The organism is Schlesneria paludicola DSM 18645, assembly GCF_000255655.1.
Lineage (GTDB): Bacteria > Planctomycetota > Planctomycetia > Planctomycetales > Planctomycetaceae > Schlesneria > Schlesneria paludicola.
Genome location: NZ_JH636435.1, coordinates 2,434,470 through 2,455,902, shown reverse-complemented (window position 1 = coordinate 2,455,902; position 21,433 = coordinate 2,434,470). Strand labels below are relative to the sequence as shown.

At 55.5% G+C, this 21,433-nt stretch carries 14 protein-coding genes; 7 read left to right on the top strand and 7 right to left on the bottom strand.

Annotated features, from left to right (window positions below; genetic code table 11):
* Positions 1-25 precede the first annotated feature (25 nt).
* The gene (locus tag OSO_RS48690) at positions 26-1,624 is read left to right on the top strand and encodes a DUF6798 domain-containing protein (RefSeq protein ID WP_010586343.1); all 1,599 of its coding nucleotides are present in this window, start codon (positions 26-28) and stop codon (positions 1,622-1,624) included.
* A 37-nt stretch (positions 1,625-1,661) separates the two neighbouring features.
* On the opposite strand, the gene OSO_RS0128220 is transcribed toward OSO_RS48690, so the two are convergent.
* The 6 genes from OSO_RS0128220 to OSO_RS51030 all read right to left on the bottom strand — a co-directional run bounded on the left by OSO_RS0128220 (position 1,662) and on the right by OSO_RS51030 (position 9,764).
* Positions 1,662-4,814, bottom strand: coding sequence for an efflux RND transporter permease subunit (locus OSO_RS0128220; protein ID WP_010586342.1), 3,153 nt, complete (start codon positions 4,812-4,814; stop codon positions 1,662-1,664).
* Positions 4,815-4,895: 81 nt separating this feature from the next.
* On the bottom strand, positions 4,896-6,290 hold the full coding sequence (locus OSO_RS0128215) for an efflux RND transporter periplasmic adaptor subunit (protein WP_010586341.1): 1,395 nt from the start codon (positions 6,288-6,290) through the stop codon (positions 4,896-4,898).
* 638 nt (positions 6,291-6,928) lie between these two features.
* A complete protein-coding gene (locus tag OSO_RS0128205) occupies positions 6,929-7,237 on the bottom strand; it encodes a hypothetical protein (protein ID WP_010586340.1) in 309 nt (102 codons plus the stop codon).
* A complete protein-coding gene (locus OSO_RS0128200; protein ID WP_083842980.1) occupies positions 7,238-8,068 on the bottom strand; it encodes an HAD-IIB family hydrolase in 831 nt (276 codons plus the stop codon).
* A gap of 27 nt (positions 8,069-8,095) precedes the next feature.
* Entirely contained in the window at positions 8,096-9,397 is a 1,302-nt protein-coding gene (locus OSO_RS45465; RefSeq protein WP_010586338.1) for a glycosyltransferase, read from the bottom strand.
* A gap of 205 nt (positions 9,398-9,602) precedes the next feature.
* The gene (locus OSO_RS51030) at positions 9,603-9,764 is read right to left on the bottom strand and encodes a hypothetical protein (RefSeq protein WP_157605492.1); all 162 of its coding nucleotides are present in this window, start codon (positions 9,762-9,764) and stop codon (positions 9,603-9,605) included.
* 473 nt (positions 9,765-10,237) lie between these two features.
* Between OSO_RS51030 and OSO_RS0128180 the strand changes: the two genes are divergently transcribed.
* Positions 10,238-11,641, top strand: coding sequence for a sensor histidine kinase (locus OSO_RS0128180; RefSeq protein ID WP_010586337.1), 1,404 nt, complete (start codon positions 10,238-10,240; stop codon positions 11,639-11,641).
* Positions 11,638-12,987, top strand: a complete 1,350-nt coding sequence (locus OSO_RS0128175; RefSeq protein ID WP_010586336.1) for a sigma-54-dependent transcriptional regulator — start codon at positions 11,638-11,640, stop codon at positions 12,985-12,987. The genes OSO_RS0128180 and OSO_RS0128175 overlap by 4 nt, the downstream gene beginning before the upstream one ends.
* Before the next feature lie 295 nt (positions 12,988-13,282).
* Here the strand turns inward: OSO_RS0128175 and mfd are convergent, their stop codons facing one another.
* Positions 13,283-16,987 carry a transcription-repair coupling factor gene (mfd, locus tag OSO_RS48685; RefSeq protein WP_010586335.1) on the bottom strand — a complete coding sequence of 1,235 codons (3,705 nt, stop codon included), beginning with the start codon at positions 16,985-16,987 and terminating at the stop codon, positions 13,283-13,285.
* A gap of 431 nt (positions 16,988-17,418) precedes the next feature.
* Between mfd and OSO_RS0128155 the strand changes: the two genes are divergently transcribed.
* The 4 genes from OSO_RS0128155 (at position 17,419) to OSO_RS0128140 (ending at position 21,431) form a co-directional block, all read left to right on the top strand.
* Entirely contained in the window at positions 17,419-18,033 is a 615-nt protein-coding gene (locus OSO_RS0128155) for a sigma-70 family RNA polymerase sigma factor (RefSeq protein WP_010586333.1), read from the top strand.
* On the top strand, positions 18,023-19,498 hold the full coding sequence (locus OSO_RS0128150; protein WP_010586332.1) for a serine/threonine-protein kinase: 1,476 nt from the start codon (positions 18,023-18,025) through the stop codon (positions 19,496-19,498). Before OSO_RS0128155 ends, OSO_RS0128150 begins: the two co-directional genes overlap by 11 nt.
* A 124-nt stretch (positions 19,499-19,622) precedes the next feature.
* Positions 19,623-21,038, top strand: a complete 1,416-nt coding sequence (locus OSO_RS0128145) for a hypothetical protein (protein WP_029247567.1) — start codon at positions 19,623-19,625, stop codon at positions 21,036-21,038.
* A gap of 99 nt (positions 21,039-21,137) precedes the next feature.
* Positions 21,138-21,431, top strand: coding sequence for an IS3 family transposase (locus tag OSO_RS0128140; RefSeq protein ID WP_010582138.1), 294 nt, complete (start codon positions 21,138-21,140; stop codon positions 21,429-21,431).
* The last annotated feature ends 2 nt before the right edge of the window (positions 21,432-21,433 follow it).

Sequence of the window (21,433 nt, the reverse complement as noted above, 5' to 3'; positions counted from 1 at the left end):
ACATTGATGATGCAGTGAGCCTTCCATGAGTGGCCAGCGCAAACACGATCCGTGGCTCGTGCCTGTTCTGATCTGGGTCACGTTCTTCGTGTATGGAGCCATCGCGGCCCCTGTTCCAGGGGTGAACGAGCCGCATTATCTGTGCAAGGCGAAGCATTTCTGGCATCCCCAATGGTGCGCAGGCGACTTCTTCTTAAGTTCACCCAATGCGCACCTGGTCTTCTATCTAACGATCGGAAGTCTGACCACGATCCTGCCACTTGAAACGGTGGCGTGGATCGGTCGTGCGGCGGCCACGGGTGTCTTGGCGATTGGCTGGACTCGTTGTTTCTCAAGGCTGTTTTTCATGTCTTGGGCTCCGCTCTGGTGCGCATGGGTCTTTTTGGCGTTCAGCGCTTGCGGAAATTTCTCTGGGGAGTGGTTGGTTGGCGGAGTCGAGGGGAAGGTCTTCGCCTATGGGTTCCTGCTGCTGGCGCTCGGTGATGTTTTTCGCGAGCGCAATCATTGGGCCGCGATCTGGGCCGGGCTTGCGATCAGTTTTCATCCAGTTGTGGGAATCTGGGGGCTGATGGCATATTTTCTTCTGCGCGGAATGGAACTCGCGCGTGACGTTCGTCGCAGCTCTGTGGGTGCGCCGGGACAGAGTTTGCTCGCGTCGGCCGGTCCTGCAATTTTCGCGACCTTTCAAGAACTGCTCTTATTGACTGTGGTGGCCATTCCGGGCCTTGTTCCCGTCGTCCAATTGTTGACCGAGTCGGTGTCGCCGGAAACACGATTCGCGGGAACTTACCTGCAGGTCTACTTCAGGCTCGCACATCATCTCGATCCAATGCTCTTTCCGTTGAGATCTTATCTGGGTTACGCGGCTTTGCTTCTGGTCTGGATTGCGAGTCTGTCGTGGGGCGGTCGCACGAATGAACGGCGACGATTTGATGTGATTGTGTTCGGGGCGGTCTTGTTTATGGTGGGCGGGATTCTGGTGGGATATGGACCTCGTCCGGCCAGACTGATGCCCTACTTTGCCGAACGCATGAATCTGCTGAAGTTCTATCCGTTTCGTCTGGGTGATCTGCTCTTGCCCGTCGCAGTCTCGGTCAGTTTGATCGGCGTCCTCGAAAGGACGGCTCTGTTCACTTCGAGCGAATCGTCGCGCGAACGACGAGCCCTTCTCCCACAGATTATGATGTTGCTGGTCTTTGTCGCGGCGCTGTGTCGCGCTGATTCGACGGGCGAAAGCAATCGCTACGCGACGATTGACCGTGCGGACTGGCTGGACGTGTGCCGGTGGATCGATCAGAACGTGTCCGTCGATGCCGTCCTCCAATCACCCACCAACGGCTGGGCGTTCAAATGGTTTGCACGTCGAGCAGAATATGTGGCGTTCAAGGATTGCCCACAAGATGCAGCGGGCATCGTCGAGTGGAATCGACGGCTGAACTTCTTGCAGAAGTGGTACGAGCAGAACTATGCCGATCAATTGTATTCGGCGAGTGAACTTCGTGGATTGCGAGAGCAAACCGGAATGACACATCTGTTGACCGACCGCCTCGGCCCGCTGGAGATCGAGCCGATCTATCGGAACGGAACGTTTCAGGTTTATGACCTGACAACACTGGATCAGTAGCCGAGCGTTGGGGGGCGTCCGGTTTTGGGTTTCGGCATCATGCCCGGATCGCCGCTTTTTCGGCCGGGGCGTTTGGGTTACCTCGCATGCCGAACAGGATCGGTAGCACGAAGAGCGTGAAGAACATACTGCTGATGACGCCGCCGATGACCACTGTGGCGAGCGGACGCTGGACTTCGGCGCCTGACCCTTCGCTGGTGGCCATGGGAATAAATCCGACACTGGCAACCAGAGCTGTCATCAGGATTGTTCGCAGGCAGTTGACCGAAATCTCTGTGATCGATGGGCGAGCCGGAGCCTCTTTGGGGTCATCGGCAATCCCACCATGGTGCGACAATTCCGGTTGGTGATGACTGTCGAGTGTGTTTCCCGCACGCCATGCCGACGCGAGAATCATGCTGCTAAGCACGGACACGCCGGACAGTGTGATGAAGCCCACGGCTGCCGAAATCGACAGCGGCATTTCTCGCATCGACAGCGCCATGATGCCACCGACGCAGGCGAACGGAACACTCGTGAAGACGATCATGGTGTCGGGGATGCTACGGTATGTCAGATAGAGCAGTCCCACGATCAGACTGAGCGCCAGTGGTACCACGATCATCAGTCGCTGCTGTGCCCGACGCATATTCTCGAACTGACCGCCCCATTCAATGCGGAATTGATCCTTCGGGAGATCGATCTGCTTTTGAATCTTCTGCTGCGCTTCGGTGACGAAGCTGCCGACGTCACGACCGCGAACATTGCACTGGACGGTGATTCGGCGTTTTCCCCATTCGCGTGTGATCATCTTGGGTCCGCTGAGGCGTTGGATGTTTGCCACGCGTGACAACGGCAATTGTGCTCCGTTGGGTGCTGACAACAAGATACGCCCGATGACTTCGGGGTTCTCGCGCAGTTCATCAGGCAGTCGCGCGACCAGCGGGAATCGAAGCTGTCCTTCGACGACTTCTCCAATCACTTTGCTGCTGATCGATTCGACCACATCCAGGACCGCCCGGGCCGAAATTCCGTAACGGGCGATTTCGTCTTGTTCGAGGGAAATTCTCAGAATGGGCTGTCCCGTGACCTGCTCAACGGTGAGATCGCTGCATCCTTTTAGTTCGGCGAGGACCGATTGCAGTTCTTGTGCTTTCGGGATCAGCGTATTGAAATCGTCACCAAACAGCTTGAGGGCGACGTCGGCTCGCACACCAGACACCATCTCGTTGATTCGCAGTTCAATTGGCTGCGTGAACCACGTGATTTGTCCCTTGAATTGGTCGACCTCTTTGACCATCAGATCGACAAGTGCGGATTGCGTCGTGGCTTTTTTCCATTCCGACCGCGGTTTGAGCGCCACGAACATATCGGTCACTTCGACGTTCCCGGCGTCCGTCGCCACTTCCGGGGCTCCGACGCGGCTCCAGAGATGCGAAATTTCATCGGGAAATTTTTCGAGTAGCAACCGCTCCATTTGCGTGTTCATCTTGGCGGATTCTTCCAGGCTTGTGCCGGGAGCTCGCATCACGCCAATCACAATGTCACCTTCGGACAATCGCGGTACGAATTCCGATCCCAGGTCTAAGGCGGTCTTGAGCGTCAATCCAAGTCCCACGATCGCACCGACCAAGACCAGCCAGCGGCAACGCAGGGCCAATCGGAGCATCGGGCGATAGATCCACTGTGCAAACCGGATCAGCGACACGTCTTTTTCTTCCACTGTCCGCGGCAACACCAGACTGGCCAGAACCGGTGTCAACGTCAGTGACAGGATCAGTGATCCAATCAGGATGAAAATCACCGTGATCGCCATGGGGCGGAACATCTTTCCTTCAATTCCTTCCAGGGAAAGAATGGGCAGGTAGACGATCATGATGATCAACTGACCGAAGACGGTCGGAATTCGCACTTCTGAGGCGGCGTCACGAATGATGCGCAGACGCTCTTCGCCCGAGCAGGGGCCGCGATGCGCCAACCGTCGAATGATATTTTCGATGACGACCACCGAACTATCAACGACGATTCCGAAGTCGATTGCCCCCAGGCTGAGCAATGATGCGGCAATCCCCGTGGACCACATTCCACAGAATCCGACCAGCATCGAGAGAGGGATCGCAACGGCCGCAATCAGGCCGGCACGAAGATTTCCGAGCAGCAAAAACAGCAAGACGACGACGAGGTACGCCCCTTCGCACAGGTTGTTCTTGACCGTCTCGATCACACGGTTCACCAGGGCCGTGCGGTCATAGACGATATCCATGTGGAATCCGTCTGGCAGCGTCTGCTTGACTTCTTCATATTTTTCCCGCAAGCGGTTAGTGACGGCATAGCTGTTTTCGCCCATCAGCATGAAGCCCAGGCCGAGGACAACTTCGCCCTGTCCGTTCGCTGTCACGACACCACGTCGCATTTCGTGCGAGACGACCACGTCGGCGACATCACGAACGCGAATCGGCACTCCATCCACGGCGGTGATGACGATTCCACGGATCTGATCAATATTGATGGTCCGGCCGACGCCGTGGACCAGGACCGAGTCACCCGATTGCCGGATGCTTCCACCACCAACGTTCAGATTGTTGGCCGAAACCGCCTCTAAAACTTGCTCGAACTTCAGGCCATGTTTGACCAACCGGACGGGGTCAAGCCGTACCTGATACTGCTTCTTCAGGCCACCCCACGAGTTGATTTCCGCCGAACCAGGAACGGTTCGCATCGTGGGTTTGATTTCCCAGTCGTGCAAAGTCTTGGCAGCGGTCAGGTCGCCATCTTCGGAAGTCAGGGTGTAGTGGAAGACTTCGCCCAACCCGGTTGAGACCGGACCCATTTCGGGGCGTCCAATTCCAGCCGGAACTTCGACGCCGGACAGTCGCTCGTTGATGAGCTGGCGGGCGAAATAGATGTTGGTTCCGTCTTTGAACGTCACAATGACTTGCGAGAGTCCAAACTGTGAAACCGATCGCAATTGTTCGAGTCCCGGCAGTCCTCCCAACGACATCTCGACCGGGAATGTGACTTGTCGTTCGACTTCCTCGGGAACGAGAGCGCCTGCGACGGTGTTGATTTGAACCTGAACCGGCGTCGTGTCGGGAAATGCATCGACATTCAAGGCATTCCCGGCGCAATACCCGGCGAGGCAAATGATGCCAGCACCGAGCAACACAAGCAGACGGTGGTTCAGCGACCAGGCAATAATCGATTGAAGCATGGGAGGGCTTGGCTACGAAAGAGGAGAGCGCACTGATCCACCGCGGCCGTCACATGAGGGGTGACCGGAAACAACCGGGCATCACGGTGCCGCAGAGGCCACGTGGTTCAGCATCCATTCCGACTTCAAAACGTGGCACCCTTCCACCACAACTTCTAGTCCTGGTTTCAGATCCGGGGATTGGACTTCAATGTAGCGTTTCTCGCGCACGCCCATCTTGACGTTCATTCTTTCGAACGTCAGTTCACCCGTCTTGATGAAGATCATGGGTTGACTGTCGGCATGCAATAACGCGGTGGTTGGGATTACGAACGCGGCATTCGCTTCGCCCAGCGTGATCATTCCAATTCCGAACGTGTTTGCGCGCAACAACCGGACTTCGTGCCCTGTAGCCGGGTTCGTTGAGATCACCGGATTGTCGACTTCGGCCCGCACTTGCAGTGTCCGTGTCTGTTCATTCATCTCGGTGCTGATCCATGTGACCGAGCTATCAAGTTCTCGATCGAGACCATCGGGGGTAAATCGAACACGTTGACCTGGGGCCAGTTTTGAAGCATCTTCCTTCGCAACGTCCAGCTTCAGCCACATTTTCCGAAGGTCGGCAAGTTCCAGGAAGGGTTGTCCCGCTTGAACCATTTCACCCAAAGCGGCCCCCTGGCGAATCACGACACCATCGAATGATGCGGTGAGGGCCAGCAAATTGGAGGTTGTTTGCGAGGAATCCAGTTCCTTTGTGATCGATTCGGGAAGTCCCAGAAAATGGAGTTTCGCGGATCGTTCGTTGTCGCTCAGTTTTTCAAACGCTTCCATGCGGACGCTTAGTCCCAGGTTGACCAGTGCTTGCTCGGTATTCTCGAGTCGAATTCGTGCTTCTCGCAAGGCGACGCGGGCTTCACGCACTTGCCGTCCCGATACCGCACCGGTGATGGACTCGAGTGTCAGCAGCAGTTCTTCTTTTGATTCGACCGCGACAAGATCACTTAAGAATTCTGCCTTCGCGCGGCCCACCTCCGCGGCGTCGATGATGACCAGTACGTCTCCGCGACGGACGGGATCACCGACCTGCTTTACCACGCGCCAGACTGAACCCGACACACGTGCGGATAGACTGGCACTCATACGTTCGTCATAAGTGATGACGCCCGTCGTCTTCACCCGTTCAAGCATCGTTCTTTGTTCGATGACGGCGGTTTTTACGCCGGAACGCTGCATCGAGGTCTCGGAGGGGAACTGAACTTCCCAGCCATCGGTTTGAGGCGTACTGTCGACGCCCGCCTCGGCGGTCACCGCGTCATGTTGGGCTTTCTCGTCATGCTTCGTTAATCCGAAGCTCCAGTGGGTCTGATGACCTGCGGCCCCGATCGCCAAAAGACCGAGCAGGATGCCAAAATATTTCGCATTCGCGATCGTCGTCGACACAAACTCTGTGAAGCGATTTGTACGCTCTTTCGACGAAGAAACGGCGTCAGCCGACATGTCTGTCTCCCGATGTTTCCGCTGATTTTCAGGCTCTGAACGCGTTCCTGATCCAATTCGGATTGGATAACGGCTTCGTCAGAACACCCTCAAATTCCACCAAACGCGGAGCCTCTCCGAGTTTCTTAAGGTCATGTAAGCAATGCGCATACCGAAGCAAAGAACTCGCGCATTCCTCATGGATTACAGAATTGATATCGTCCCATCAATCGCTTTGGAACGAGCTTTCGTGCGAAGATTACACTTTCTTAATGTTTATGTGTATATCCAGTAAAGACTTAAATTTTATTTCAGGTTTGTAAGCTGTTTATGCGAGCTGGACATCAACGAATGAACATTGCGTTGTGATTTGCGGAAGGTGGCGTTTCGCTGCGGCAGAATGGAAAGAAGATTGGCAGCAGGGGCAATTCTTTTGTCGAGATCCTGAATTTGGTCTGAAGTTTGCTGTCGTGCGAACTGCCGGTCCGAGCGTGCGAATTGCGGTGCGATGATTGAGCAGCGTGTGTATTCGATGCGGCGTAAAGTCATCTGTGGGAAAGTGTTGCTGGAGATGAGCGACAACCGGCGCGAGAACACAGTTCACGACGTGGTCTGTCGCTGGACGCCCCTCGCCCGATCGACAGACCACGATCGTGAAATCAGCGTGAGATGCGTGAAAGCAGGCGTTCGGGATTAATCATTTCAGGTGCGGGCGGATTTCGTTTCTCGAAGCCATAGCGTCGAAGGATGGATTCGATCGCTTCGGCCGAGACCTGATTCAGGTCAAATTCCACAACCGGATCGAGGATCAAGAAGTACACGATCTGGGTTCTTCTCGATTTTACGGGGGGCGAACAGTTCAGAGGGAGCTGAAATTTTGCCCCGATCGCGTTCAGATCATTTCCCAGTGCGGAAAGATTCTGTTCGGAGAGGAACGCGTGCTGGAATTCGATGGCCCTGAGCTGCATTCAATGAACCTCTGTAGAGACGTCACGTGAAGCGACGTCGCGTTGGAGATGAGATGGTTTCTGGAAGGCGTTGGCGCCGGCCGGGCCGCGTTCGAGCCAGAACTCCAAGCCGTCAATGACCCCGTCTGCAAATCGTCGGATTGATCGATAAATATTCGGCCCGGTGAGATGATCCAGGTCCAGTTGGGCATTTCCGACGACAATTCCACGAAATCCTTGCACGAACATCGACACATCGTTGCCAGAGTCTCCCGCGACGAGGACTCGCGAGCGGGGGATACCCCAGCGTTGGGCCAGAAATTCAGCCGCCGATCCTTTATTAGCCCCGGTGGGTAAGACATCGAGGTCGCGATCGGAGCTATAGATCAGATCTGCGGACAATCGTCGTGCACGAAGTCGATGGCGTATCTTTGCCAACCAATCGGTTGGCGGGTTCTGGACAAAGTAACTGCGCTTGAACGCCGACTGGCATTCAAGGGGTTGAGGTTTGAGTTCAGGTTGCGTGTCCAGCACGGCGCAGATGTCGTCGAGCTGCCAGTTTGACCACCAGCGACTGGACCATTCCGTGAAGGGAATTCCAGATGGAAACGCACGCATGTCGGTCCCGACATCGGCAATGACGGCATCAGGGGTTGGCAAGTCAAACTCTCGGATCGACGCCCCGACGGACGCATAGTGACGACCCGATGAATAGACCAGATACATGGGGATATTGGTGGCATACCACCATTGCCGAAATCGATCGGTGGCATCCGCGTTTCCGAGGATCGTGCCGTCCAAGTCGCTGACTACCATCCATGGCGGTCGCTCAGTTGTGGCTAGGGGTCGCATTGTCGACCTGAACTCCTTCCTTGATTTTCAGTATTCGTTCATGACGAGATCAAAGCTCGCAGGCGATCGCAGCCAGCGCTGGTCGGTGCAGCAGTTGAGGATTTGTCGGGCAACTTCGTTCCAGGTATAGCGCGAAAGTGCGGTCGAGGCGCCTCCCGAAGCCAACTGCTGACGAATTCGTGGCTGTGCCAACGGCGAGTAGATTGCCTGGGCTAACGCGTCGCTGTCGAGCGGATCACAATAAATGCAGTCTTGACCCCACGTCAGTTCTTCCCAGAGTCCACCATGAGTACTGACGACAGTTGGAATTCCGCTGGCCATCGCTTCGATCGCCGTCATTCCAAACGGTTCGTTCCGGCTGCAGAGGACGAAGACATCCGCCGCGCGATACCAGTCAGCCAGCTCCTGCTGATTGACACTGGGGGTAATTGTTGTGCTGTCAGCGATTCCAAGTTGCGCGGCCAAGTCAGCCAATTCGTTGAGCAGCACTTGTTCTTCGCTTGTGGGATCGGCGCTTCCGATCGCCAAGACCAGTTTGGCATCGGGAATTCGCTGTACGACGGCGGGAAAAGCTCGAAGCAGAAGGTCGTATCCTTTGCTGCGTGCGATTCGTCCGGCGGCAAATACGGTGGGTGTGAACCAGCCCAGTTTCTGTTTCAGGGCCTGCCGATCCTCTTCGTGCTGCGGATGAAATAACGTGTGGTCGAATCCCGGCGGAATCTGCACGATCTTTTCATCGTTGACGTTGTATTCATCCGATTCGTTCAGGCATCGAGATTGTTCGGCGGCCGTCGTGATGACAAGATCGGCATGATGATAGACCACTCGTTCACTGCGAATGCGTTCTTCGAGATGGTCGGCGGATGAGGCCCCCGCCTGACCCCAGCCTCGATTCTGTTGTTTCAACAGCCCGAGCGAGTGTGGTGTATGGATATGCGGAATGCGAAGGTGCCGGGCGAGCCAGACGCCGGCAATTCCTGCGTCCCAGTAATGACTGTTAATCAAATCATAGTCGCGCTGCACGAGATCAATATCGCGCAGATAAGATCTCGCGAGTTCTGGCACAAACCGAGCCAGCAGTTCTTTGGGGCGAAACTCGTCGCCACCATACCTAACTCGCCGGATGCGCACCCCCTCCGCGACAGGCTCGTATAGCGGCTGATCTTCAAATCCCCGAGTCAGGATATCGACTTCGAAGCCGCGTGCCGCCAATGCCTTGGAAAGCTCCAGCACATAGACGACTTGCCCTCCCGTATCGGGCATACCCAGTTTCGGAGAGGCAGAGACATATCCGTGAGTCGAGATCATTAATAAACGTTGTGAAACCATGGACAAAATCCTTTTTAGTTCATGGAATAAATGAGTCTGAACATACTTCGCGCCTCATAAGAGTGTTGCGCTGCGGAGCGGACCTGATGGTGAGCCACGCGCGCCTGACGATCTGCTTGACGGCCGAATCAGGTCGTGCCATCTGACAAGTGGCAGCTGTGTCGAGCTCAAAACGACGTCGAACTCACTGCAGGCCATCGTCGATCTAAAACATCCCCAATGTTCCGGATGGAACAACTTGGGGTCTCATTCCCCAATAAAGCTGTTGGCCTTTGACGCAGGCCGCGTCGCAGGCAGCGTCCTTCTGGGCGCGACGGCGACGAACGGGGGACCAAAGTGTGGCAAGCAGCAGAAGCATCGTGATCATTGAGGACTCCTTAATGGCAGTAAACGCGAAAATCCGTCGCGTGGAAGATGCTCTTCGCAGACATCCGCCAATGACCAGCGATGGCAATCACTATGCCGACAGAGCAAGGTGATTCGTGAATTGCCCCAACCCATTTGAGGCACGGCTTTAAGAAAATTGTCAAAATTCCATTTCTAAAAATGCGACAACGACTGGGGCGACAAACTGTCGTACTGGAAGGGGCCGTCGCGTCAGCTTGTCGTGGCTGCGAACCTGAAATCCAGCTCGAAAGTGATTGAGGTGACGTGTACGGCAGCGACAGACGATATGAGAGCTTGGTCGATCCATTGCGGCTCAGTGGTACCCTTCTTTGCGATGCGGCACACGCTTCGCAGAGAAGTCGTCGTCAGTCTCGTTTCAGAATGTGTGGGGCCGTTTTGATGCCGTTTGACGCGGCAATCTGCTTCAATTGATCCGCGAATCACGACAGGCACATGATTTCCGAACTTGTTCGAAAACAATTTCATCCTCGGGCCCCTGCACTGTGCATCTCGATTGCCTTGGTCCTGGTCTTGTTGCTGGGGGGGTGGGGGGCGTATCAGGAACGTGAATATGCACGAGAATCGGTGCTGCGCAGTGAGATCACACGCATTCGATCACACGCGGAACGAACTGCAAACTGGATTGAACGCCGATTAAGTCAATCGATCGATCGTCAGGAATTGGCGATTGTGGCGCAATCAAACGTGCTCAGAGAGCACTGGGAGAAATTTGTACCCCCTCCCGACAGCGTTCATGGTGCGGTTGTGGACAGCGCTGGAAAAATTCTTTCCCACAGTGATCCCGAGCGCGAGGGGGGAATGCTTTGTGCCGACTGGAACGCGCAACCCGTTCTTGATGCGGGAGACGACGTCTATTCCACGAATTGTCGTGCGTTGACGGGCGGGCTGTGGACGCTGGACATTCCCATTCCTATTCGGATCGACGGGGTCACGATCGGCGCCTATCACGCGGGCGCGAATCAATGCTGGATCGATCAGCAGATCTCACAGGCATTGCGGCACAGTGATCTTGGTTGGACAATTGTGATCGGGGGAATTACTGCCGTGGTTCTCTTATCAAGTCTTGCGCTCTATCAGATGACACGTCGTTCGTTCTTGTTGGAAGATGCCTTAAAGCAATCCGATGCACGTCGCTTGAAAGAGCTCAGTTCCCTGATTGTCGGCCTCGCTCATGAGGTCCGCAATCCACTGAATTCCGTACGTCTCAATCTCTTCATGGCCGACCGCGTGTTTCGTGGGGATGCCGGATTGGATCATGACGAAATGATCACGATGCTCAGTGAATCGGTTCGCGAGATTGAACGCGTTGACAGCCTGATGACATTGTTGTTGGGGTTCGCCCGTGTCGACGATGCCGAGAGTGTCGTCGTCGATGTTGCCGAGGAAGTCGATCGTCTGGTCCAATTTCTCGCTCCAACCTTGAGTGCGCGGGGAGTTTCGCTGACGGTGAATTTGTCAGAGGATTCAGGTTTTTTGATTCGCGCGGGCCGAGGGCAGGTGCGACAGGTGCTATTGAATCTGCTGACGAATGCACGGGATGCCGTTCCTGCGAAAGATGGGCAGATTCAGATTGAGCTGGCGCACAGCGCCGATTGTGTCGAAGTCACCGTAACCGACAATGGTGAAGGCATTCGCCCGGAATTTCGTGAGCGATTGTTTTCCCCTTTTTTTTCGACCAAGGACGAAGGGACAGGACTCGGGCTGGCCTTGGTTCGAAGCCTTGTCGAGCGAACTGGTGGAGACGTCGAGTGCGTTGTCGCCGACGCCGGATGCTGCCAGTTTCGCGTCAAATGGCCCGCTTGGCATGACGACCATCATCGGAAGAGGACCGCGTGACCAATAAACCTCGTATTTTGATCGTGGAAGATCAACCTCGCGAACGTGACGCGCTGGCACGACTGTTGCGCGCCGAGGGATATCAGCCGCTGACGGCAAAGAACTGCACCGAAGCGCTGGCCTTCGTGACAGACTCTGTGTCGCTCGTGATTTCCGATCTGCGACTCGGGCAGGAAAGCGGCGTCAATTTGCTGCAAGCCTGGAAGTCGCGTCGGCCGGAAACGCCCTTTGTCGTCGTGACGGCCTACGGTGAAGTCAGTTCGGCCGTCGGTGCGATTAAGCTTGGTGCCGAGGATTACCTGCAGAAACCGTTGAACCCGGAAGGCCTGCTGCTGCTGATCCGCCGTTTGGTTGTCCGCGAACCAGAGCATTCAGAGAATCGAAGTGGCGATTCCGATTCCGTACCGGAACTGGCAGCCATCATTGGACAATCGCCGCCCATGAAGATCTTGAGCGAACAAATTCAGCGCGTGGCCGTCGCAGAAGGGTTGGTTCTGATCCTGGGGGAATCGGGAACGGGGAAGGAACTGGTGGCAGAGGCGATTCACCGCTTAAGCCGTCGAGCGAACGGTCCATTCGTCGCCGTGAACATGGCTGCTGTTCCGGAAAGCCTTGCTGAGGCAGAACTGTTTGGAGCGGTGAAAGGAGCGTTCACGGGCGCAGACTCGGACCGAATTGGCCGGTTTGAAGCCGCGCATCAGGGAACGCTATTCATCGACGAAATCGGTGATTTTCCGTTGGCGGCGCAGGTGAAGCTGTTGCGAGTGCTCGAGAACCTGACGATCAGTCCCGTGGGAACTAATGAAGATCGCCGTGTCGACGTGCGTGTGATCGCCGCAACCAGCCGAAACTTGCAGGAGTTGATCCAGCAGAATCAGTTTCGCGAAGACTTGTTCTATCGATTGAATGTATTGACGATCGAATTGCCACCCCTTCGCAACCGCCCCGGCGATGTCGCACTCTTGATCGACCGGTTCTTACAGGAATGTCGTGAACGTCACAATCGACCAGGGATTGAGTTGTCGGGTGAGCTGCGCGAGTTCCTGCAGAATTACGAGTGGCCCGGCAATGTTCGTCAGTTGCGAAATGCCATCGAAAACATGGTCGTGATGGGCAAGCAAAATCCGCTGTCGATTGAGGATCTTCCCGCCTATCTGAGCGGGAATCCGGCGGCGCCAAAATCAGAATTGTTCGTGGGAGAAAGTCCTCTTCAAAGTCTCGAACGGTCGGCCATACTTTCGGCACTCGATCGATTTCAAGGGAATCGGACACGTGCCGCGGAAGCGCTGGGAATTTCGGTTCGCACCTTGCAGCGAAAACTGAAAGCGTGGCAATCGAACGAGTGATAGTGTGTTGAACGAAAGGGGGGCTGGCTCCCCCCAGGTACCTGTCCCCTTTCTTACAACCATGCGAGAGGTAAGGAATGAGGGGAATTCTCGATGTCACTACGGATGCTCGGCGATCAGCGCTGGGATCTTTTGACTTCAATTTCTGCGACGGAATCTTCATTCAAAACCGAAGATCCGATTGCTGGCCGGCGATTTGGAATAATGGGGACAGGCACCTGGCAGAGCCAGTCCCCATTATTCCAAATCGCCTGACGCAGTCCGCATCAAATCCGTGGCATCTCAGTCGCTGTGGTCAGTCGCTGTGGTAAGACTGATCCGCAAAGGTCGGCAGTTCGGATTCGAGGACAGTCTTGAGCAACGCGAGTATTTCTTCGGGGTCTGTCAGCCGTGGTGGCAGCACCAGGCAGGCCTCGCGATCATCAACAACGCGGACCGGCACAGAACTCAAGCGTGCCAGCTTGTTGATTTTCTTCGGATTGCGATATCCAAAGACTGCGTAGTTGGGTTCCAGATGGATGTCGTCGATTTGCCAGCGGATCGCCAGAATCTGCAACTCGCGAATCTGAATCATCTTTTCAACCGGCTCAGGCAACGGACCGAATCGGTCGCGGAGTTCTGTTTTTAGTTCCTCAAGTAGTTCGCGTGTCGAGACCAGCGAAAACTTGCGATAGATCTCGATTTTCGGTCGGCCTTCGGGGATATAGTCGGGGGGAAGATACGCCGTCACCGGAAGATTGACTTCGACGTGCCGATGCTCGCGCAACGGCTGTCGTTTTGCCGCCCGAACGGCGTTCTCCAACAACTGACAGTACAGTTCATACCCGACGGAGGCGATGTGCCCTGACTGTTCCGTTCCCAGAATATTCCCTGCACCGCGGATTTCCAAATCGCGCATGGCGATCTTGAAGCCCGCACCGAGTTCACTGAATTCTTCGATAGCCTTCAGTCGTCGCGATGCCTGAGGTGATAACGTCTTTCCGTCATCGAGAAGCAGGTAACAGTAGGCCCGGTGCTTATAGCGTCCCACGCGTCCACGCAACTGATGCAGATCCGAAAGGCCGTAGTTATTCGCCTGATTGATAAAAATGGTGTTGGCATTGGGGATATCCAACCCACTTTCGATAATCGTCGTCGCGACAAGAATGTTGGTGCGGCCTTGAACAAAGTTCATCATCGCCGCCTCCATCGGTTCTTCCGCCATCTGTCCATGCACGATGTCGACGGTGGCTTCTGGGACGAGACTGCGAAGGTCGTCTGCAATCGACTCGATGTTATAGATCCGGTTGTGGACGAAATAGATCTGTCCATCGCGGTTGAGTTCGCGCACGATTGCAGACCGCAGCAGCTCTTTGTCCCAGCGGCAGATTCGCGTCTCGACCGCTTGCCGGTCTTGAGGAGGCGTTTCCAGATTGGAAATGTCACGCACGCCCACCAGCGACATGTGCAGTGTTCGCGGAATGGGCGTTGCCGACAGAGTCAGCACATCCACTTCGAGCCGTAGATGTTTCAGCAGTTCTTTCACTTCTACGCCGAACCGTTGTTCTTCATCGATGACGAGCAGCCCCAAATCTTTGAACTTCACATCTTTACTGACAAGTCGATGCGTGCCGATGCAAATGTCGATGGTTCCTGTGGCCAGTCCTTCCAACGTTTCGCGGACTTCTTTCGCAGACTTGAACCGATTGAGCGACGCGATATTGACCGGAAACTCGGCCATTCGTTCGCTCAGGCTGCGGAAGTGCTGTTCGCACAAGACTGTCGTGGGAACCAGAATCGCGACTTGTCGTCCCGCATCCACTGCTTTGAAGGCAGCTCGCATGGCGACTTCGGTTTTCCCGTATCCGACGTCACCACAAATCAGGCGATCCATGGGGCGAGGGCGCTCCATATCTTTCTTCAGATCGCCAATCGCCCGCAGTTGATCGTCGGTTTCTGTGTAGGGGAAGGCTGCATCGAACTCCTGAACCCAGTGGCTATCGGGCGGACACTGCAGCCCCGGCTTCATGTCGCGTTCGGCCTGAAGCTTGATCATGTCCGAGGCCATGTCGCAGACGGCTTCGGTGACACGTTTCTTCTTGTTGGCCCAGCTTGTGCCGCCCAGCTTTGAAAGTTCGGGCGACGCTTTGCCTCCACCGACATATTTCTGCACGAGATGAATCAGCGAAACGGGGACATACACCTTGATTCCGCCGCCAAATTCGAGCGCCAGATGATCTTCGGTGTGTTCACCTTTCTGTTGAACCTCCATCCCGCGGAAACGCGCAATCCCGTGCGACAGATGGACGACTAGATCACCTGGGTTGAGATCCAGAAAGCTGTCGATCGCGCGCGATTCGATCTTGCTGCGCCGCGGCGTTCGTTGAACATCGGCACGTCCGAACAGCTCGTTGTCGCTCAGGACGATCAGCTTTTCCGATCGCAATCGAAAGCCCTGCGCGACATGTCCGATGCACAGGCGAATTCGTGAAAGGAACGGATGCGTCTTGATCGGGTCGTCTGATGAGACGGCCTGGATTGGCGTGGAGGACGCTGCCGTTGAATTGGAGATTTCTGCCGATGAGCCAACTTGTTGTTCGGCCGGTTGTTGTTCATCAGGCTTTGGGGCGTCTTTCGCGGGGCCACGCAGGAACCGCTTCAGTCCGCCCCCCGTGCTGGCGCCCATGGCCGGACGACTGGCGACAGGATTGATTGGCGGCAGAGGGATCTCTTTTTTTGCAGGCTTCTTCGGAGGTGCTGCAGGTTCATCAGTCGCAACGAGATTCTTGTTCGTGGTGCTTGCCGCTTTTTTGGCTGCGGTACGCAAGGGATTTTGCGCTTCCGGGGGAGCCCCCTTCCTTTCTCCGCCGAGAAAGACTTCGGTCAAGAGTTCGGCCAGTCGTGTTCGCGCGGCCTCGTTATGACAGGCGATCAAGACCATCTCGTCTTGTTGGACGATTTTTGCCAGTTCAGGCAGGGCTTCACTCTTGGCACCGCCGAATCGTTCGATCGACTCGACTTGCAAATGACATGTGGGCTGTTGCGTGTCCGCCAGCAATGGGGCAATCGTCACATGGGCATGTCGCGCGCACCGTTCCAGTGTCGATTCGACGCTCAATAGGCCTCTCGGATCGGCCAAGCGGTCGAGATACCGCTTTCCTTCGCCAACGATTTCACTAAGTTGGACGAAGACGACCCACGAGGATGGTGGCAGCGATTCCAGGGCCGAGGCATTGAGCACCGTCTGTGCGGTGTCGGCCGGCAAAGGAGTGCTCGTTGCATTGTCCGAATCGGGACTGCCATCGTGAGAAATGGGGGAAACGATTGTGATATCGATCTCTTGGAGATCGCTGACTTTGAGCTGCGATTCGACATCGAACAGCCGAATCGATTCGATTTCGTCACCAAACAGTTCGATGCGAACCGGCGCACTCATATCTGGTGAAAAGATATCGACGATGCCGCCGTGGATGCAGAATTCACCGGGCAATTCAATTGCAGTGACGCGCTCAAATCCACGTTCAATCAGCCAGGCGATCAGTTCTTCTAAATTCAGCTCCTCGCCGAGACGCATCGTACGTGATGCGACGGTCCGATCCGAGTGGCTGGGGACCGGCTGAAGCAGAGCATGGATTGTGGTGATGACCAGTTTGGGCGGAGTCGACGATTCCAAGGCGCGCAGCACTCGTAACCGGCTGGCGAGGATGGGATCGATAATACTGAGCTCTTTGGGGATTGCCGCCCACGACGGAAAGAGCTGTGGACTAAGGCCGAACGCGGCCACATCCGCCTTGAATCCATCGACATCCTTCTCATGCGGAAGAACCACGAGCAGGCTGCCGGGGGCCTTTTCGCTCAGAGTGACTGCGGCGAGGGCCGTGGTTGACCCCCAGGCTCCGTCGATTGTGGCTTCCTGTCCCTGTTGAAGGAGGTTGACGACGTCCGTCATGCCCGGTTGTGCCAACAAACGGGCTGGCAGATCGGTCAATTGTGAGATGGGATTCTCTGCGATTCCGGCCATAACTGAGCAAATCTCTCATACAGAGCAGAACGTGAGCGCAAACACCTGCATCCCGCAAGAGCAAAACAGGGCTCCTCGGGATTCGACAAACAACAGAACGAGTCGGCGGATTGTAGAGGAGATCGCATCGGACAGCGAGAGGTCTGATGTGGATTGGGGAGAGGGTGAAGTGGAATTCGGACGCACCATCACTCGGATTGTTGCGCCGGGGACGGCGGCATTTGATTCTGATCGGTGACAGGGAGAACGCCGACGAGCGAACACCACAGGGAGAACACCGCCCTCCCCTGCGAGTCTGGGTTAAACGATCGAGGCGGGGCGAACGGCCTGTTCAACGAATCGCGGACCGAAGAAACAACGAGGATCAAAATAATTTTGTGTAAGATTCTTGTGCGGCGTGGAATAGATCTTGTAACCAAGGAAAATCGTTGATGGTGGAACCACTGACACGCGCGAGTTTGATGCTGCGGTTGCGAGATCCCCAGGATCAGCAGGCGTGGACTCAGTTCGTGTCAATTTATGAACCACTCATCTTACGATTGCTTCGCCAGCGCGGTTTGCAAGAGGCTGATGCGCGTGACGTTGCACAGCAGGTTGTATTGGCTGTCACGCAAGCAGTGGATCGCTGGCAACCCGACGGTCGCGACGCCTCGTTTCGTCGCTGGTTGTTCGCCATTGCTCGGAAGATGGCCCTTAAGTTTCTGCAGCGCGGCGCCAAGGTCAATGGGCCTGCGCGTCGTGGCGCTGGTGGAACGGATATGTTCGAATTGCTGCAGAATTTGCCAGAACCCGATCATCGCACGGTGGCCGACTTTGACGAAGAGTATCGCAACGAAGTATTCGCGTGGGCCGCGGAACAAGTGCGACAGGAATTTCGTGACTCAACCTGGCAAGCGTTCTGGCGGACATGCGTGTTGCATGAACCAATCGCTCAAGTTGCTGAAGGCTTGGGGATGACCGCGGGGAGCATTTATGTGGCAAGGACGCGCGTGATTGCGCGACTTAGAAGGTTTGTCGAAGACTGCGAGGCCAATCATGGCGGCTGAGACTCACTACGAAAAATCGGTCCTACAACAACTATTGCAAGAAGCATTGCCAGAACGAGAAGAAAACCTTGTCTCGGAGCATCTTGAAGCCTGTCAGACCTGCCGACAGGAATTTGAGATCCTTGCTGCGACGAATGAATGGTGGATCGAAGCGGCAAAGCGCTTGTCGCGTAGCGCTGAACGCCGCCAAAACGATGTGGTTTCGAGCTCTTCACGGTATGACGACGACGACGATTCCCAATTTTCGACTGATTTCGCGGTCGACTTTTTGGAACCAAGCGACAACATCCGTGCGCTGGGCCGGCTGGGAGAGTATGAGATTGAAGAAATCATCGGTCGCGGCGGGATGGGGATCGTCCTGAAAGGGTTTCAAAAGGAACTCCATCGGCATGTGGCGGTGAAAGTCTTGTCACCGCATCTGGCCACCAGTGGTGCCGCTCGTCGTCGATTTGCCCGTGAAGCTCAAGCGACCGCAGCGGTGGTGCATCCGCATGTCATGGCAATCCATTCGGTGAATGCACAGGCCAAACTGCCCTACCTCGTGATGCCGTTTGTGGCGTGCCAATCGCTGCAGCAACGACTCGATCGTCAGGGGCCGCTTGCAGTCGCCGACATTCTGCGGATCGGAATGCAGACGGCGCAGGGGTTGTCGGCGGCCCACTCGCAAGGGCTCGTTCATCGCGACGTCAAACCTGCAAACATCTTGCTGGAAGACAATGTTGATCGCGTGCTGTTGACCGACTTTGGTTTGGCGCGGGCGGTTGATGATGCGACGTTGACGCGCACCGGAATCATTGCGGGCACCCCGCAATACATGTCGCCCGAACAAGCGAACGGTGACATCGTTGAGCATCGCTCAGATCTGTTTAGCTTGGGAGCCGTGCTCTATGCGATGTGTACCGGCAGACCTCCCTTCCGAGCCGAGACGACATTTGGCGTCTTGCGTCGCATCCGCGAGACTGTGCCGCGTTCTGTGCGCGAGATCAATTCGGAGATTCCTGAATGGCTCGAACGAATCGTGCTCAAATTGTTAGCCAAGGACCAGGTCGATCGATTCGCAACGGCCCAGGATGTGGCGGTGCTGCTCGAACAATGTCTGGCTCACGTGCAGCAGCCGATGTCTGTTGCGCTGCCCACGGTTGTCGGTGATTGGGCACTCGTTCCCACACAAGCAGCCGAAGGTTGTGGTCGCCAAACGATCTGGCGGCGAGTGAGGTTGATTGCTGTCATCGTCGTGATCGCATTGTCAGCAGGCCTGCTCACGAATTGGTTTCGATCTCCACAAGAGTCCGTTGCTACTCAGCGCGGTCTTGCTTCGAGCGAGGCGAACGCGTCGGACACCCAGACCTCTACGACCGCGAACGAAGCACCCGCTTGGAATGAGGTTGATCAGGAATTGGACGAGATCAGCGAACAAGTGGAAGCCTTGGACCTTCGTATGGGCGATCATTCGGGAATTCAATAGCTGTCCGCTTGGACGAGTTCATCAAAGTGCCCCTCCATCGCTGCTTATAAGACGGTCTGGAGTTCCTACATGCCTCCTGAAGCGAACGCCTTAATTTTAGAAAGTCAGAGTCATGGTGAAATGCATGTGGACCTTCTTGTTGTGTACGAACCTCGTCATTTGCTGGAACGCAGTCTTCGCGCAGGATTCCACGGACGAAGTTGCCGTGAACGAAGTCTCGTCGACGGGAGACACGATCGAGGGGGAAGAAGGAGCACCGCAATCAGAAGCTCTTTCTGCAGAGCTTGGCGAGAACCCACCGCCGATCAGCAGACGCGAGCACGATGCCGCTGTTTCCGCGATAGAGCCTCGTATTTCAGGGACATGGCTGATTGACCGTCGAATGGGTGGAGGGGAATGTCAGATTCGGCGTTCGGCGGATCAGGAAATTGATTTCGAAGTTTTTGACTATACCCCTTATCCCGATCAAGCTCAGAAGTTATTCCGATTCTTGTTTTGGAACGACTCGACGCAGCAGTTTCAGGCGAGCGTCAAACGTGACGACACGTTTAAAGGGACCGTTACATATCTTCTCAAGCTGAATCCCGCCGGAACTGAGCTCACCGTCGAGATGACGTTCGATGAAGAAGGGCAAATGGCGCTCGAAGACTTGAAACCCAAAATGAGTCGGGAAGAATCGGATGCCATTTTTCAGAAGAAGGTCTGGAAGCGAAAGGATGCAAGCCCACCCATTCTGACACAATCTAGAAAGCCGGATGCAGACACGGATGCGGCAGATGAACGAAAGGCAACAACGGAACGAACAACCGCGGATGAACCTGCCGAAGAGGGTGTTGTACCGCTCCAGGGCGCGATCTACGGACGAGGAATGGGGGTTGATCCCATGCCCAAGAATAGCATTCAGACCCGAGAACTGCTGATCATCGAAACTTCGGATGGATTGTCCGCGTACAGTACGACCGCGGGAGCTTGGGCTCGAGTGACAGTTGGCCTTCCCAAAGATGGACGACCTCGCTTGAAGACTGCCATTGTGGGGACGCGATTTGCGGTAGTCGTCATTGATGATCAGGTGCTGGGGTTCGGCAGCCAAGCGTGTCATTGGGGCGTCTTGAAGATCCCAAGCGGTGTCACAACCCGCGCGATTCCAAATGTTGGTGAGACAATGGCGATCGTTCAGGTTGGGGATCGGACGTATGCGTTGTCTCCCACTTCGGGCGAGTGGACTTCTTCGGACGGTGAGATCGATTCCTCCACTGCCACTGCACAGTCCACCGAACAGAAAGTTCTTCTCGAGCGTTTCGCCGCGAGAAGCGGATCGGTGACGAAGCCCCCTCGAGGGCCAGGCCGTCCTCAAGAAACGGCGCAATTGATGAAAACGCTTGCGGAAGTCGAATCTGCCGCCGCGAGTTTGGCCAAGCAATTGCGATCGGTCTCAACGGCCGACGAAACAAAGCAATCACCGGCTGCGAGTGACTTGCGTCAAAAACTGGAAGCGGCGTTGAATCGTGCCTTCGATCTTAAATGTCAGTTGGAACAGTGAAGTGGACCCCGTTTTTCGGACCACCGTCTTAGATAGAAAACGGAGTTTGGATCGAGGATTATTGAGGCATCGTGTCGAGCAATTGAGCGGGAGACAACCGTGCCTCGGAGCAGACGTAAATTCGACGGACCATTTAAGGCGAAAGTTGCCTTGGATGCGATTCGTGGATTGAAGACGACGAGCGAATTGGTATCGATTCATAAAGTTCATGCGACGCAGATTGCACTTTGGAAAAAGCAGCTGTTGGAAGGAGCGATTTCGATTTTCGAGAGTCCTTCAGCGAGCAAGGCCACCACCGACGAACCGAGTTCCGCAGAGCTCTATGAACAAATCGGTCGACTGAAGGTTGAGCTCGATTGGCTCAAAAAAAAAGTGGCCGAGCACGGTGGCTGAAC

Excerpts from the sequence above, each read along its gene's own strand:
- OSO_RS48690 (WP_010586343.1), top strand. The coding sequence starts at position 26 with ATGAGTGGCCAGCGCAAACACGATCCGTGGCTCGTGCCTGTTCTGATC.
- OSO_RS0128220 (WP_010586342.1), bottom strand. The coding sequence starts at position 4,814 with ATGCTTCAATCGATTATTGCCTGGTCGCTGAACCACCGTCTGCTTGTG.
- OSO_RS0128215 (WP_010586341.1), bottom strand. The coding sequence starts at position 6,290 with ATGTCGGCTGACGCCGTTTCTTCGTCGAAAGAGCGTACAAATCGCTTC.
- OSO_RS0128205 (WP_010586340.1), bottom strand. The coding sequence starts at position 7,237 with ATGCAGCTCAGGGCCATCGAATTCCAGCACGCGTTCCTCTCCGAACAG.
- OSO_RS0128200 (WP_083842980.1), bottom strand. The coding sequence starts at position 8,068 with ATGCGACCCCTAGCCACAACTGAGCGACCGCCATGGATGGTAGTCAGC.
- OSO_RS45465 (WP_010586338.1), bottom strand. The coding sequence starts at position 9,397 with ATGGTTTCACAACGTTTATTAATGATCTCGACTCACGGATATGTCTCT.
- OSO_RS51030 (WP_157605492.1), bottom strand. The coding sequence starts at position 9,764 with ATGATCACGATGCTTCTGCTGCTTGCCACACTTTGGTCCCCCGTTCGT.
- OSO_RS0128180 (WP_010586337.1), top strand. The coding sequence starts at position 10,238 with ATGATTTCCGAACTTGTTCGAAAACAATTTCATCCTCGGGCCCCTGCA.
- mfd (WP_010586335.1), bottom strand. The coding sequence starts at position 16,987 with ATGGCCGGAATCGCAGAGAATCCCATCTCACAATTGACCGATCTGCCA.
- OSO_RS0128155 (WP_010586333.1), top strand. The coding sequence starts at position 17,419 with ATGGTGGAACCACTGACACGCGCGAGTTTGATGCTGCGGTTGCGAGAT.
- OSO_RS0128150 (WP_010586332.1), top strand. The coding sequence starts at position 18,023 with ATGGCGGCTGAGACTCACTACGAAAAATCGGTCCTACAACAACTATTG.
- OSO_RS0128145 (WP_029247567.1), top strand. The coding sequence starts at position 19,623 with ATGTGGACCTTCTTGTTGTGTACGAACCTCGTCATTTGCTGGAACGCA.